Origin of the sequence: Paraburkholderia sp. D15, from assembly GCF_029910215.1 — a bacterium.
Taxonomy (GTDB): domain Bacteria; phylum Pseudomonadota; class Gammaproteobacteria; order Burkholderiales; family Burkholderiaceae; genus Paraburkholderia.
In genome coordinates, this window is the sequence record NZ_CP110395.1 from 3,990,716 (window position 1) to 4,002,982 (window position 12,267).

At 63.8% G+C, this 12,267-nt stretch carries 14 protein-coding genes; 11 read left to right on the forward strand and 3 right to left on the reverse strand.

What is annotated here, in order from left to right:
* The first annotated feature begins 33 nt into the window (after window positions 1-33).
* Both paaI and paaK read left to right on the forward strand, forming a co-directional pair.
* Complete coding sequence (gene paaI / locus LFL96_RS17315) at window positions 34-465, forward strand: hydroxyphenylacetyl-CoA thioesterase PaaI (protein ID WP_280996430.1); 432 nt, start codon at window positions 34-36, stop codon at window positions 463-465.
* Window positions 466-552: 87 nt separating this feature from the next.
* The gene (gene paaK, locus LFL96_RS17320) at window positions 553-1,857 is read left to right on the forward strand and encodes a phenylacetate--CoA ligase PaaK (RefSeq protein ID WP_280996431.1); all 1,305 of its coding nucleotides are present in this window, start codon (window positions 553-555) and stop codon (window positions 1,855-1,857) included.
* Between the two features lie 143 nt (window positions 1,858-2,000).
* On the opposite strand, the gene LFL96_RS17325 is transcribed toward paaK, so the two are convergent.
* Window positions 2,001-3,233, reverse strand: coding sequence for an MltA domain-containing protein (locus tag LFL96_RS17325; protein WP_280996432.1), 1,233 nt, complete (start codon window positions 3,231-3,233; stop codon window positions 2,001-2,003).
* Here LFL96_RS17325 and LFL96_RS17330 point away from each other — a divergent pair.
* Window positions 3,154-3,333 carry a hypothetical protein gene (locus LFL96_RS17330; RefSeq protein WP_280996433.1) on the forward strand — a complete coding sequence of 60 codons (180 nt, stop codon included), beginning with the start codon at window positions 3,154-3,156 and terminating at the stop codon, window positions 3,331-3,333. The genes LFL96_RS17325 and LFL96_RS17330 overlap by 80 nt on opposite strands.
* Before the next feature lie 60 nt (window positions 3,334-3,393).
* Here LFL96_RS17330 and apaG read toward each other — a convergent pair whose 3' ends face one another.
* Window positions 3,394-3,768 carry a Co2+/Mg2+ efflux protein ApaG gene (gene apaG, locus LFL96_RS17335; RefSeq protein ID WP_280996434.1) on the reverse strand — a complete coding sequence of 125 codons (375 nt, stop codon included), beginning with the start codon at window positions 3,766-3,768 and terminating at the stop codon, window positions 3,394-3,396.
* Window positions 3,769-4,099: 331 nt separating this feature from the next.
* On the opposite strand from apaG, the gene rpe reads away from it, so the two are divergent.
* The 8 genes from rpe to LFL96_RS17375 all read left to right on the forward strand — a co-directional run bounded on the left by rpe (window position 4,100) and on the right by LFL96_RS17375 (window position 11,428).
* Window positions 4,100-4,783, forward strand: a complete 684-nt coding sequence (gene rpe / locus LFL96_RS17340) for a ribulose-phosphate 3-epimerase (RefSeq protein ID WP_280996435.1) — start codon at window positions 4,100-4,102, stop codon at window positions 4,781-4,783.
* Between the two features lie 26 nt (window positions 4,784-4,809).
* A complete protein-coding gene (locus tag LFL96_RS17345; protein ID WP_280996436.1) occupies window positions 4,810-5,526 on the forward strand; it encodes a phosphoglycolate phosphatase in 717 nt (238 codons plus the stop codon).
* Between the two features lie 375 nt (window positions 5,527-5,901).
* Window positions 5,902-7,395 carry an anthranilate synthase component I gene (gene trpE / locus LFL96_RS17350; protein ID WP_280996437.1) on the forward strand — a complete coding sequence of 498 codons (1,494 nt, stop codon included), beginning with the start codon at window positions 5,902-5,904 and terminating at the stop codon, window positions 7,393-7,395.
* Between the two features lie 13 nt (window positions 7,396-7,408).
* Window positions 7,409-8,011 (forward strand): aminodeoxychorismate/anthranilate synthase component II, encoded by a 603-nt coding sequence (locus LFL96_RS17355; RefSeq protein ID WP_280996438.1) that lies wholly within the window; start codon window positions 7,409-7,411, stop codon window positions 8,009-8,011.
* A gap of 15 nt (window positions 8,012-8,026) precedes the next feature.
* Complete coding sequence (trpD, locus tag LFL96_RS17360) at window positions 8,027-9,058, forward strand: anthranilate phosphoribosyltransferase (RefSeq protein WP_280996439.1); 1,032 nt, start codon at window positions 8,027-8,029, stop codon at window positions 9,056-9,058.
* Between the two features lie 18 nt (window positions 9,059-9,076).
* Window positions 9,077-9,862, forward strand: coding sequence for an indole-3-glycerol phosphate synthase TrpC (gene trpC, locus LFL96_RS17365; protein ID WP_280996440.1), 786 nt, complete (start codon window positions 9,077-9,079; stop codon window positions 9,860-9,862).
* Between the two features lie 39 nt (window positions 9,863-9,901).
* A complete protein-coding gene (locus LFL96_RS17370) occupies window positions 9,902-10,528 on the forward strand; it encodes a CYTH domain-containing protein (protein ID WP_280996441.1) in 627 nt (208 codons plus the stop codon).
* A 63-nt stretch (window positions 10,529-10,591) separates the two neighbouring features.
* Complete coding sequence (locus LFL96_RS17375) at window positions 10,592-11,428, forward strand: uracil-DNA glycosylase (RefSeq protein WP_280996442.1); 837 nt, start codon at window positions 10,592-10,594, stop codon at window positions 11,426-11,428.
* Between the two features lie 201 nt (window positions 11,429-11,629).
* Here LFL96_RS17375 and LFL96_RS17380 read toward each other — a convergent pair whose 3' ends face one another.
* Window positions 11,630-12,226 carry an NAD(P)H-dependent oxidoreductase gene (locus LFL96_RS17380; RefSeq protein ID WP_280996443.1) on the reverse strand — a complete coding sequence of 199 codons (597 nt, stop codon included), beginning with the start codon at window positions 12,224-12,226 and terminating at the stop codon, window positions 11,630-11,632.
* Between the last annotated feature and the right edge of the window lie 41 nt (window positions 12,227-12,267).

Consider the following 12,267-nt stretch of genomic DNA (forward strand, 5'->3'; position numbering starts at 1 on the left):
GAGCACATCAACCACGCAGATCGCCCAGATCAGATGACCCCGGATGAACTCGCCCGCGCAACCGCCGCCGCGATGTTTGAAAACGACGCGTGCAGCAAGGCGCTGGGCCTTGAAATACTCGACGTCCGCCCTGGTTACGCGCGCCTGCGCATGGCAGTGCGCGACGACTTTCTGAACGGTCATCAGATCTGTCACGGCGGCTTGATCTTCACACTCGCCGACTCGACCTTCGCGTTCGCCTGCAACACGTACAACATCAACACGGTCGCCGCCGGCTGCTCGATCGAGTTTCTGCGCCCGGTGCAAGGCGGCGACGTGTTGACCGCCGAAGCCGTCGAACAGACGTTGAGCGGACGTACCGGCATTTACGACATTCGCGTCACCAATCGCGCCGGGGAACCGGTCGCGATGTTCCGCGGCAAGTCCGCGCAGATCAAAGGCAACCTGATTCCGACCGGCAGCTAAAGACGCGCGTACGAACGCGTCGCCGCCGTTTGCGCACAAGCGCACCGCATCCCAGACTCAAGCATTGAGGCAGCAAGGAGACAATCGATGACCACCGCCCTTCCGCTCGATCCCATCGAGACCGCCAGCCGCGACGAACTCGCCGCGCTTCAACTCGAACGGCTCAAATGGTCGTTGAACCACGCTTACGAAAACTCCCCGGTCTATCGTCGCAAGTTCGACGAGGCTGGCGTTCACCCAAGTGAACTGAAGACACTCGCGGATCTGTCGCGCTTTCCCTTCACCACCAAGAAGGATCTACGCGACAGCTACCCCTTCGGGATGTTCGCGGTGCCGCAGGAACAGATTTCGCGGATTCATGCGTCGTCGGGTACGACGGGCAAACCGACCGTCGTGGGCTATACCGCACGCGACATCGACACGTGGGCGAATCTCGTCGCGCGTTCGGTTCGCGCCGCCGGTGCGCGGCGCGGCGATAAGGTTCACGTGAGTTACGGCTACGGTCTCTTTACCGGCGGTCTCGGTGCGCACTACGGCGCGGAGCGCGCCGGGCTCACGGTGATTCCGTTCGGCGGCGGTCAGACGGAAAAACAGGTGCAACTGATTCAGGATTTCCGGCCGGACATCATCATGGTGACGCCGAGCTACATGCTTTCCATCGCGGACGAACTCGAGCGCCAGGGCGTCGACCCGGCCAGTTGCTCGCTGCGTATCGGCATTTTCGGCGCGGAGCCGTGGACCAACGACATGCGTCAGGCCATCGAAAAGCGCATGGGCATCGACGCGGTCGATATTTACGGTCTGTCGGAAGTCATGGGGCCGGGCGTGGCATCGGAATGCGTCGAGACGAAAGATGGTCCGACCATCTGGGAAGATCACTTCTATCCGGAGATCATCCACCCCGAAACCGGTGAAGTATTGCCGGACGGCGAACTCGGCGAACTGGTGTTCACGTCGCTGACCAAGGAAGCGCTGCCGATCGTCCGTTACCGGACGCGCGATCTGACGCGCCTCCTGCCGGGCACGTCACGTACGATGCGCCGAATGGAGAAGATCACGGGCCGCTCGGACGACATGATGATCGTGCGCGGCGTGAACGTCTTCCCGACGCAGATCGAAGAACTGCTGCTGAAGCAGCACGCGCTCGCACCGCACTATCAGATCGTGCTGACCAAGGAAGGCCCGCTCGACGTGCTCACGCTAAACGTCGAACCGTGTCCTGAAAGCGCGCCGGATATCGCAGCATTGACCACGGCGAAGCAGGCGTTGACCTACGACATCAAGTCGTTGATCGGCGTGAGCGCGGTGGTGAACGTGCTGGCTGTGAACGGCATCGAGCGTTCGGTGGGGAAGGCGCGGCGCGTGGTGGATAAGCGCAATCTCGGCGCTTAAGACAACGCTGGGAAGATACGCGTCCGGCGCAGTCGGATTGCAACAGTCGGATTGCAAGTCAGCTATCGCAATCCGACTTCCCGATCGTGGCGATCTCAAAGCAGTGCACGCGCCGCTGGCATCCTAAGTGAGCGGCGCGGCGCTCACGAATTCGGCAACAGCAACCACATCCGGCCGCCCTGCTTCATCTTGCCGGCGAGATCGCCGGCATCATCGCCGAGACCCCAGAAATAGTCGGCACGCACACCACCCTTGATCGCCGAGCCCGTGTCCTGCGCGAACACGAGCCGATTCATCGGCGAGTTCGTCAGCGGACGCGTGGTCTGCAAAAACACCGGCGTGCCCAGCGGGATCGAACTCGGATCGACCGCGATCGAGCGCTCGGGCGTCAACGGCACGCCAAGCGCGCCGATCGGACCGTCCGCGCCGCCGCTCGGCGCGGTTTCGCCCGACGGCATCTCGCGGAAGAACACGAAGCGCGGATTCGTATCGAGCAGCGCATCCACCCGCGCCGGGTTGGCACGTGCCCATGCCTTGATACCTTGCATGGTTGCCTGCGCCGGCGTGAGTTCGCCGCGATCCAGCAGCCAACGCCCGATCGACTTGTACGGCTGGTTGTTCGTCCCGCCGAAGCCGACGCGCATCACGCTGCCGTCTTCCATCACGATGCGGCCCGAGCCTTGCACCTGCAGGAAGAAAGCTTCGATCGGATCGTCGACCCACACCAGCTCATTGCCGTTCAGCACGCCCGCGCGTTCGAGCTGCGCGCGCGCCGGCAGCGCCGCGCCAGCGCGATATCCGGACGGCCAGCGATACAACGCGGTCTGATACACGCCGTGCCGCGTGCGTGAGCCACGCAGCAACGGTTCGTAGTAACCGGTGACGAGACCGTCGAGCGTACCGTCGTTATTGGCTAGCTGGAACGGCGTGAAATACGCCTCGAAGAAAGCCCGCGCGCTCGTGACATCGAGATCGTCGATCTGCGATGCGGCGGCACAGGCCCGTGCCCAGTTCGGCTGACGCGCAAGCCGCACGCAGTTTTGCCGCAGCGCGGCAGTCGCGCCGATCAGCGAGTCGTCCTGCCAGCCTGGCACCTGTTGCCACGCGACCGCCGTGAGCCGCGTCGCGGCGATCTGTCCGGGTATGATCGCAGCGCCCGTGGGCGGCGACACCGAGGGACGCACGACAGCGCCGCCTCCGCAGGACGCCAGCAGCACCGCCACCGACAGCGCGCCGAGCCATGCGCCGGCCTTGCGGACAAACCGCATACAATGTTCGTTCTTGATGGAAACCGCCATGTCTGATCTGTTCGACGAATACCCGATGCTCATCTTCGCGCTGGAATCGCTCCTCGCGCTCTTTCTGCTCGTCTTCATCGTTGTGTGGACATCGTCGGGCAAGAAGAAAGCGGCACGCGCGAACTCTACCAGTCAGCGCCAACAGCAGAATCCGCAGAGCCCGCAAGAACCGCGTTGAAGCAGCGCCCGAGCGCCATAGCACGAAAGTGTTTAAGAGACCGCGCTCCGCGCCCTCGGTTCAATGCAAAGTACGCGGCATGCGCAGAATGAATTCCGGCACCGGCGCCTCGAAGCGCTCGCCGTCTTCCGCCACGCAGAAATACTCGCCCCGCATTGTGCCAACCGGCGTGCCGATCACCGCCCAGCTGGTGTACTCGAAGTGCTCGCCCGGCTTGAGCAGCGGCTGATGGCCGACCACGCCCAGGCCTTTCACTTCCTGCTCGTTCTTGTCACTGTCGGTAATCACCCAGTGCCGCGCGATCAATTGAGCCGGCACCTGGCCCGTGTTGCGAATGGTCAGCGTGTATGCAAATGCAAACTGCCGGCGCTCCGGGTCCGACTCTTCGGGCAGAAACTGCACCTGCGCCGAGACGCTGAATTCGTACTGGCTCATCCTGATTCCGGTGTGATGAAACGGCTATGAAAAATCGCGGGAAAGCCCGCATGCCAATGGTTTGCGGGCGCACCGCCGATGCGTCGCTTCTGGTTTGGCATTCTGCTTGATGCGCGGCAGGGCCGCAACCGGACAAATCCCTCTGTCCAGAAGGCCGCGAGGCCGCCGTGTCACCGGCACGACGTACGCCGGAACCTGTCACGAACCGCTCGTGAACCGCTCGCGAACCGTCCGTGAGCCTTCCGGGAACTGAAGACGAGCCATCGGCGAGCCGGTTCATCCACGCGCAAAACGGTAAAATGACGCTTTACCGTCTGCCTCCGCCCCCGCCATGACGCAATTCCGCATCGCTCCCAGCATTCTGTCCGCCGACTTCGCCCGTCTGGGTGAAGAGGTCCGCAATGTCGTCGTCGCCGGCGCCGACTGGATCCACTTCGACGTGATGGACAACCACTATGTGCCGAACCTGACCATCGGTCCGCTCGTGTGCGAGGCGATCCGCCCGCACGTGGACGTGCCGATCGACGTGCATCTGATGGTGCGTCCCGTCGACCGGATCGTGCCGGACTTCGCGAAAGCCGGCGCGAACCTGATCAGCTTTCATCCTGAAGGCTCGGATCATATCGACCGCACGCTGTCGCTGATCCGCGACCACGGCTGCAAGGCGGGTCTCGTGTTCAATCCGGCCACCTCGCTGAACTACCTCGACCACGTGATGGACAAGCTCGACCTCGTGCTGATCATGTCGGTGAACCCGGGCTTCGGCGGCCAGTCGTTCATTCCCGAGGCGCTCAACAAGCTGCGCGAAGCGCGCGCGCGGATCGACGCCTACAAGGAGCGCACCGGCCGCGAGATTCATCTGGAAGTGGACGGCGGCGTGAAGGTCGACAACATCGCGGAAATTGCCGCGGCCGGTGCGGACACGTTCGTCGCGGGCTCGGCGATCTTCGGCCAGCCGGACCACAAGGTCGTGATCGACAAGATGCGCGCGGCGCTCGCGAACATCCAGCACTGAACCGCACGCCAAGACCGCCGCCACCCATGACTGCCTCGTATCCCGCGCCGCACTTCACTGGCCCGCGCCTGCAAGCCGCGATCATCGACCTGGACGGCACGATGATCGACACCGCCGACGATTTCACCGCCGGCCTGAACGGCATGCTCGCGCAACTCGACGCCCAGCAAACCTCGCGCGAGGAAGTGGTCGGTTATGTCGGCAAGGGTTCGGAGCATCTGATCCGCAGCGTGCTCGCGCCTCGCTTCGAGGCGCAGCACGCGCAAGACCGCTTCGACGAGGCGCTCGCGATCTATCAGGACGAGTACGCGAAGATCAACGGCACGCACACGCGCCTCTATCCCGACGTGGAAACCGGTCTGGCGGCATTGCGGGAAGCCGGTATCAAGCTCGCTTGCGTAACCAACAAGCCGCACCGCTTCGCGCTGGAACTGCTGCGGCAATATGGCCTTGCACACTATTTCAGCGTCGTGCTGGGCGGCGACAGCCTCGCGAAAAAGAAGCCGGATCCATTGCCGATGCTGACCGCCGCGGCCCAGCTCGGTGTCGATCCGCGCGCCACGGTGGCGATCGGCGATTCGGAAAACGACGCGCTGGCAGGCCGCGCGGCGGGCATGGCGACGCTCACCGTGCCCTATGGCTACAACCATGGGCAAGCTATACAAACAATAAAATCCGATGGTATAGTTGCCTCGCTGCTGGACGCCGCCAAGGCGATCGCGGCACACCAATCCACGACTTGAACAGTCCTTCATCCTCATGTTTCTGAACAAAAAACGGAGTCTGATTAGCATCGACCGGGGAGCCTGGCCCTGGCGTCGCTGGTCGCGCTAACCTCGCCTGAGGTACGCTGAAGTTCGTCTTCGGCAACCGTTTTTTTGCTTCGCTGCGCTCACGCGTTTTTTCCATCATTCAGTTTCGCTGCATCGACCGATTCGGCCTGCGTGTACCCTCAACGGACCGCTGCGCGCCGGAACGCTTTGCACGCGTCGATGGGAAACTCGCGCCGGTCGGTATCATCATCGTGTCGAAACCGTCGAACGAACCCTGACCGGCCGCGCAACGCCCCGCTTTTGTCCGACGCACGCTGCCGCCGGATCACCGTACAGGATCGGAACATGACCGAACTCGAATTCCAGTCCCTCGCCAACGAGGGTTTCAATCGCATTCCGCTGATCGCCGAAGCGCTGGCGGATCTCGAAACGCCGCTGTCGCTGTACCTGAAGCTCGCGCAGAGCGAACGCAACGGCGCCAACTCGTTCCTGCTGGAATCGGTGGTGGGCGGCGAGCGTTTCGGCCGCTACTCGTTCATCGGCCTGCCGGCGCGCACGCTGCTGCGCACCCGCAACGGCGTGTCGGAAGTGGTGCGCGACGGCAAGGTCGTCGAAACGCACGAAGGCGATCCGCTCGAGTTCATCCAGCAATTCCAGGGGCGTTTCAAGGTCGCGCAACGTCCCGGCCTGCCGCGCTTCGCGGGCGGTCTGGCCGGCTACTTCGGCTACGACGCGGTGCGCTACATCGAGAAGAAACTCGCGCACACCGCGCCGCAGGACGATCTGAATCTGCCCGACATCCAGTTGCTGCTGACTGAAGAAGTCGCGGTGATCGACAACCTGGCCGGCAAGCTCTACCTCGTGGTGTACTCCGATCCGACGCAGCCGGAGGCTTATACGAAGGCGAAGCAGCGTCTGCGCGAACTGCGTCAGCGTTTGCGCACGACCGTGCAGCCGCCGGTCACGTCGGCAAGCGTGCGCACCGAGACCTACCGCGAGTTCGCCAAAGACGATTACCTCGCGGCCGTGCGCAAGGCGAAGGAATACATCGCGGCCGGCGAGCTGATGCAGGTGCAGGTCGGCCAGCGCCTGACCAAGCCGTATCGCGACAATCCGCTGTCGCTGTATCGCGCGCTGCGTTCGTTGAATCCGTCGCCGTACATGTACTACTACAACTTCGGCGACTTCCACGTGGTGGGCGCGTCGCCGGAAATTCTGGTGCGTCAGGAAAAGCGCGGCGAGGATCGCATCGTGACGATCCGTCCGCTCGCGGGAACGCGTCCGCGCGGCAACACGCCGGAACGCGACGCCGAACTCGCCACCGAACTGCTGAACGACCCGAAGGAAATCGCCGAGCACGTCATGCTGATCGACCTCGCGCGCAACGACGTCGGCCGCATCGCGCAGATCGGCTCAGTGGTCGTGACCGACAAGATGGTGATCGAGAAGTACTCGCACGTGCAGCACATCGTGAGTTCGGTCGAAGGCAAGCTGAAGCCCGGCACCACCAATTTCGACGTGCTGCGCGCCACCTTCCCGGCCGGCACGCTGTCCGGCGCGCCGAAGGTCCGCGCGATGGAACTGATCGACGAACTCGAACCCGTCAAGCGCGGCCTGTACGGCGGCGCGGTCGGTTATCTGTCGTTCACCGGCGAGATGGACCTCGCCATCACGATCCGCACCGGCGTGATCGCGAACGGCAATCTGTATGTGCAGGCGGCAGCGGGTGTCGTCGCGGATTCGGTGCCCGAGTCCGAATGGCAAGAGACCGAGAACAAGGCGCGCGCCGTGTTGCGCGCCGCCGAGCAGGTTCAAGACGGCCTCGATAGCGACTTCTGACCGGAGACACACCATGCTGCTCATGATCGACAACTACGACTCGTTCACCTACAACCTGGTGCAGTACTTCGGCGAACTCGGCGAAGACGTGCGCACCTATCGCAACGACGAAATCACCCTCGACGACATCGCGAAGCTCAACCCTGAGCGCATCTGCCTGTCGCCCGGCCCGAGCAATCCGCAGCACGCCGGCATCACGCTCGACGTGCTGCGCGAATTCGCCGGCAAGACGCCGATTCTCGGCGTCTGCCTCGGCCATCAGGCGATCGGCGAGGCGTTCGGCGGTCGCGTGGTGCGCGCGCAGACCATCATGCACGGCAAGGTCAGCACGATCGAAACCGATTGCAAGGGTGTGTTCGCCGACCTGCCGAAGCATTTCGTCGTGACCCGCTACCACTCGCTCGCGATCGAACGCGAATCGCTGCCCGACTGCCTCGAAGTATCGGCATGGACCGAGGACGGCGAGATCATGGGCGTGCGTCACAGGGAACTGGCGGTGGAAGGCGTGCAATTCCATCCGGAATCGATCCTGTCGGAACACGGCCACGCGCTGCTCGAAAACTTCGTGAAGCAGTCGAAACTCGCGGGTGCCCGTGCGGCCACGCAACGCGCCTGAAGGAGACACGAAATCATGTCGATTACGCCCCAGGAAGCGCTGCAGCGGACCATCGAGCATCGCGAGATTTTCCACGACGAAATGCTGCATCTGATGCGCCTCATCATGCGCGGCGAACTGTCGCCGGTGATGTCGGCGGCGATCATCACCGGCTTGCGCGTCAAAAAAGAGACCATCGGCGAAATCACCGCGGCCGCCACGGTGATGCGTGAATTTGCCCGGCACGTCGACGTGCAGGACAACTCGAACTTCGTCGATATCGTCGGCACCGGCGGCGACGGTTCGCAAACCTTCAATATTTCCACGGCCACCATGTTCGTCGCCGCCGCGGCCGGCGCGAAAGTCGCGAAACACGGCGGCCGGGGCGTGTCGAGCAAGTCGGGCAGCGCGGACGTGCTCGAAGCGCTCGGCGTGAATATCGATCTGCAGCCGGACCAGGTGGCCGCATCGATCGCGGAAACCGGCATGGGCTTCATGTTCGCGCCGAACCATCATCCGGCGATGAAGAACATCGCGCCGGTGCGCCGCGAACTCGGCGTGCGCACGCTGTTCAATATTCTCGGGCCGTTGACCAATCCGGCCGGCGCGCCGAATCAGTTGATGGGCGTGTTCCACGCCGACCTGGTCGGGATTCAGGTGCGCGTGATGCAGCGCCTCGGCGCGAAGCACGTGCTGGTGGTGTACGGCATGGACGGCATGGACGAGGTGTCGCTCGGCGCGGCGACCCAGGTCGGCGAACTGCGCGACGGCCAGATTCACGAGTACGAGATTCATCCGGAAGACTTCGGCATGCAGATGGTGTCGAACCGCACACTGAAAGTAGCGGACGCGGCGGAATCGAAAACGATGCTGATCGAGGCGCTCGACAACAAGCCGGGCGTCGCGCGCGAGATCGTCACGCTGAACGCCGGCACGGCGCTGTATGCGGCGAACGTGGCGGCATCGATCGCGGACGGCATCGCGTTGGCGCGCGAAGCGATCGCCAGCGGCAAGGCGCGCGCGAAAGTCGACGCGCTGATCCGCTTCACCCAGCAATTCAAGCAGTAATCACGTAGCGAGACACTGATGAGCGACATCCTCGACCGAATCATCGCGGTCAAACGCGAAGAAGTCCGCGCGGCGCAGCAAAGCGCGCCGCTCGAAGAACTGCGCCTCGAAGCGGCGTCGCGCGACCTCCGCGATTTCGTCGGCGCACTGCGCGCGAAGCACGCGGCGGGTCTCGCCGCCGTGATCGCGGAAGTGAAGAAGGCGAGCCCGTCGAAAGGCGTGCTGCGCGAGCATTTCGTACCCGACGAGATCGCCCGTTCATATGAACAGCACGGCGCGGCCTGTCTGTCCGTGCTGACCGACGTGCAATTCTTCAAGGGCAGCGTCGCTTACCTGGAAGAAGCGCGCGCGGCCTGCCAGTTGCCGGTGTTGCGCAAGGACTTCATCGTCGATCCTTATCAGATCGTCGAAGCGCGCGCGATGGGCGCCGACGCGATCCTGCTGATCGCCGCCGCGCTCGAAACCTCGCAGATGCAGGACCTCGAAGCGCTCGCGCATTCGCTCGGTCTGGCCGTGCTGGTCGAAGTGCACGACAGCAACGAGCTGATGGAAGCGCTCACGCTGAAGACGCCGCTGATCGGCATCAACAACCGCAATCTGCGTACCTTCGAAACGTCGCTGGACACGACCATCGGCATGCTCGAAGCGATTCCGGACGACCGCATCGTCGTCACCGAGTCGGGCATTCTGTCGCGTGTCGACGTGGACCGGCTGCGCGCGATGGACGTGCATACGTTCCTCGTCGGCGAGGCGTTCATGCGCGCGGAAGAACCGGGTGTGGAACTTGCGCGGATGTTTTTCTGAGCGCGGCTTTCACAACCGGCATACGTAGCGGAGCAGGTCATGGGCATGGAACGCGAAATCAAGCTGGCGCTGCCGGCTTCGCAGGTAAAGGCGGCGACGCAGTGGTTCGTCGCGCGCGCGGGCGGTGACGGGCAGGCGGTCAAGCTAGCGAATATTTACTTCGACACGCCGGAACTGGCGTTGGCCAGCTCGAAAAGCGCGCTGCGTTTGCGTCATACGCCGGACGGCTGGCTGCAGACCTTCAAGACAGTCGGCGAGGCGCAGAACGGGTTGCACAGCCGGCACGAGTGGGAAATGCCGGTGGCCGGCGAACAGCTGGAGATCGACGCGTTGCTGCGCGAGTGCGACGAGCCCGACGCGGCGCAAGCGCTGCGCGACGCGTCGCCGGGCCTGATCGCGCTGTTCCGCACGGATTTCACGCGCACGTTGTGGAATGTCGAACTGGACGGTGCTGTGATCGAAGCCGCGATCGATCAGGGCGATGTGCTCGCCGACGTGAACGGCGACACGCGCCGGTCGCCGATTTCGGAAATCGAGCTCGAACTGAAATCCGGGGATGAAGCGGCGTTGAACGCGCTGGCGGCGGAGCTCGGTAAGCAGATCGCCGGTCTTGCGCCGGATAACGTCAGCAAGGCGCAGCGCGGGTACCGGTTGCGGGCCGGCTGAGCAGGTTCTCAACGCGCCGCCGCACCTTGAGCCGCGGCGCGTTTGCTGCGACACTTCCCCGCCATGACCTCCGCATCCCGTACCCGTTCCAGTTCGCCGCAGGCTTCCCTGTTCGGCGACACCGCGTCTTCATCGACTGACGAGGCGCAGCATGTAACTGCGTCGCCGGCCGCCAGCGCGCCGCCGAGCCTCGAAGCGCAATTTGCCGCCCTGCCCCCGGCGTGGCGCGCGCATCTGAAACCGTTCATCGACAGCGACGCATACGCGCCGCTGTGCCGTTTCGTCGACGGCGAACGCGCGGCCGGCAAAACCGTTTATCCCGCCGATGTCTTCCGCGCGCTGCGTCTGACCAGCCCCGACGACGTGAAAGTCGTGATCCTCGGTCAAGACCCGTATCACGGCGAAGACCGCGGCACGCCGCAAGCCCACGGTCTCGCGTTTTCCGTGGCGCCGAACGTGCGCACGCCGCCGTCGCTGCGCAATATCTTCAAGGAAATCGCCGCGAGCCTCGGTCACGAAACGCCGCGTCACGGCTGTCTCGACACGTGGGCCAAACAGGGCGTGCTGCTGTTGAACACGGTGCTGACCGTCGAACGCGATGCCGCCGCGAGCCACGCGAAACGCGGCTGGGAAAAATGCACGGACACACTGATCCACGAACTGGCGATGCGTCACGACGGCCTCGTGTTCATGCTGTGGGGCGCGCACGCGCAGGCGAAGCGCGCGCTGCTCGGCGGCAAATCGCATTACGTGCTGGAGGCGCCGCATCCGTCGCCGCTGTCCGCGCATCGCGGCTTCCTCGGCTGCGGGCATTTCGCGAAAGCGAACGACTATCTGACGCAGCACGGCCGCGAGCCGATCGACTGGCGGCTGCCGGACGAAGCGCAGATGCTGGCGTAAGCGGCAACATGGTAACGACGCATCCATAACGCAGCGGCAGAAAACAGAAAACGCCACGGGCTTAAAAAACCCGTGGCGTTTTTCCTTGCATCGCCGGCAATCGGCTAGAAGCGCGCCGCCACATCCAGCGGCGCGGATCAAACCCGCAAAGCGAACTCGCGGCGGGAAACCGGCGAGTCAGATTCGCTTACGCATTGCGTATTACGCAGCGGCAATCGCTTCGCGAGCCGACGCGAGTGCGGCGCCTGCTGCGTCCGGACCCATGTTCAGGCCTTCGGCGTAGATGAAGTTCACGTCGGTCATGCCGAGGAAGCCGAGGAACGTCTTCAGATACGGCGTCTGGCTGTCGTTCGGCGTGCCCAGATACTTGCCGCCGCGTGCCGACACGACGTACACCTTCTTGCCGGTCACGAGACCTTCCGGGCCGTTCGCGGTATAGCGGAACGTGACGCCGGCGCGAGCGATGAAATCGAAGTACGTCTTGAGTTGCGACGAGATGCCGAAGTTGTACATCGGCGCGCCGATCACGATGACGTCGGCGGCTTGCAGTTCGGCGACCAGCGCGTCGCTGCGCGCGGCGATCGCGGCTTGCTCGGCGGTGCGTTGATCAGCCGGCGTGAAGAACGCGCCAAGGACGGCGTCGTCCAGATGCGGCAGCGGTTCGGCTTGCAGATTGCGGACGACGACTTGCGCGCCCGGATTCGACTGTTGCAGCTTGGTGGTCAGTTCGTTGACGAGAAGCGTCGAGTTCGCGCCTTGCGAGCGGGCCGCCGAGTTGATTTGCAGGATCGTGGTCATGGTTGACTCCAGTTGGGGCGCGCTGTGTAGCGCGAGTGGAG

Bases quoted from the DNA above. Each gene is read 5' to 3' on its own strand.
- paaI (WP_280996430.1), top strand. From the start codon at position 34: ATGACCCCGGATGAACTCGCCCGCGCAACCGCCGCCGCGATGTTTGAA.
- paaK (WP_280996431.1), top strand. From the start codon at position 553: ATGACCACCGCCCTTCCGCTCGATCCCATCGAGACCGCCAGCCGCGAC.
- LFL96_RS17330 (WP_280996433.1), top strand. From the start codon at position 3,154: ATGTCTGATCTGTTCGACGAATACCCGATGCTCATCTTCGCGCTGGAA.
- LFL96_RS17325 (WP_280996432.1), bottom strand. From the start codon at position 3,233: ATGAAGACGAGCAGAAAGAGCGCGAGGAGCGATTCCAGCGCGAAGATG.
- apaG (WP_280996434.1), bottom strand. From the start codon at position 3,768: ATGAGCCAGTACGAATTCAGCGTCTCGGCGCAGGTGCAGTTTCTGCCC.
- rpe (WP_280996435.1), top strand. From the start codon at position 4,100: ATGACGCAATTCCGCATCGCTCCCAGCATTCTGTCCGCCGACTTCGCC.
- LFL96_RS17345 (WP_280996436.1), top strand. From the start codon at position 4,810: ATGACTGCCTCGTATCCCGCGCCGCACTTCACTGGCCCGCGCCTGCAA.
- trpE (WP_280996437.1), top strand. From the start codon at position 5,902: ATGACCGAACTCGAATTCCAGTCCCTCGCCAACGAGGGTTTCAATCGC.
- LFL96_RS17355 (WP_280996438.1), top strand. From the start codon at position 7,409: ATGCTGCTCATGATCGACAACTACGACTCGTTCACCTACAACCTGGTG.
- trpD (WP_280996439.1), top strand. From the start codon at position 8,027: ATGTCGATTACGCCCCAGGAAGCGCTGCAGCGGACCATCGAGCATCGC.
- trpC (WP_280996440.1), top strand. From the start codon at position 9,077: ATGAGCGACATCCTCGACCGAATCATCGCGGTCAAACGCGAAGAAGTC.
- LFL96_RS17370 (WP_280996441.1), top strand. From the start codon at position 9,902: ATGGGCATGGAACGCGAAATCAAGCTGGCGCTGCCGGCTTCGCAGGTA.
- LFL96_RS17375 (WP_280996442.1), top strand. From the start codon at position 10,592: ATGACCTCCGCATCCCGTACCCGTTCCAGTTCGCCGCAGGCTTCCCTG.
- LFL96_RS17380 (WP_280996443.1), bottom strand. From the start codon at position 12,226: ATGACCACGATCCTGCAAATCAACTCGGCGGCCCGCTCGCAAGGCGCG.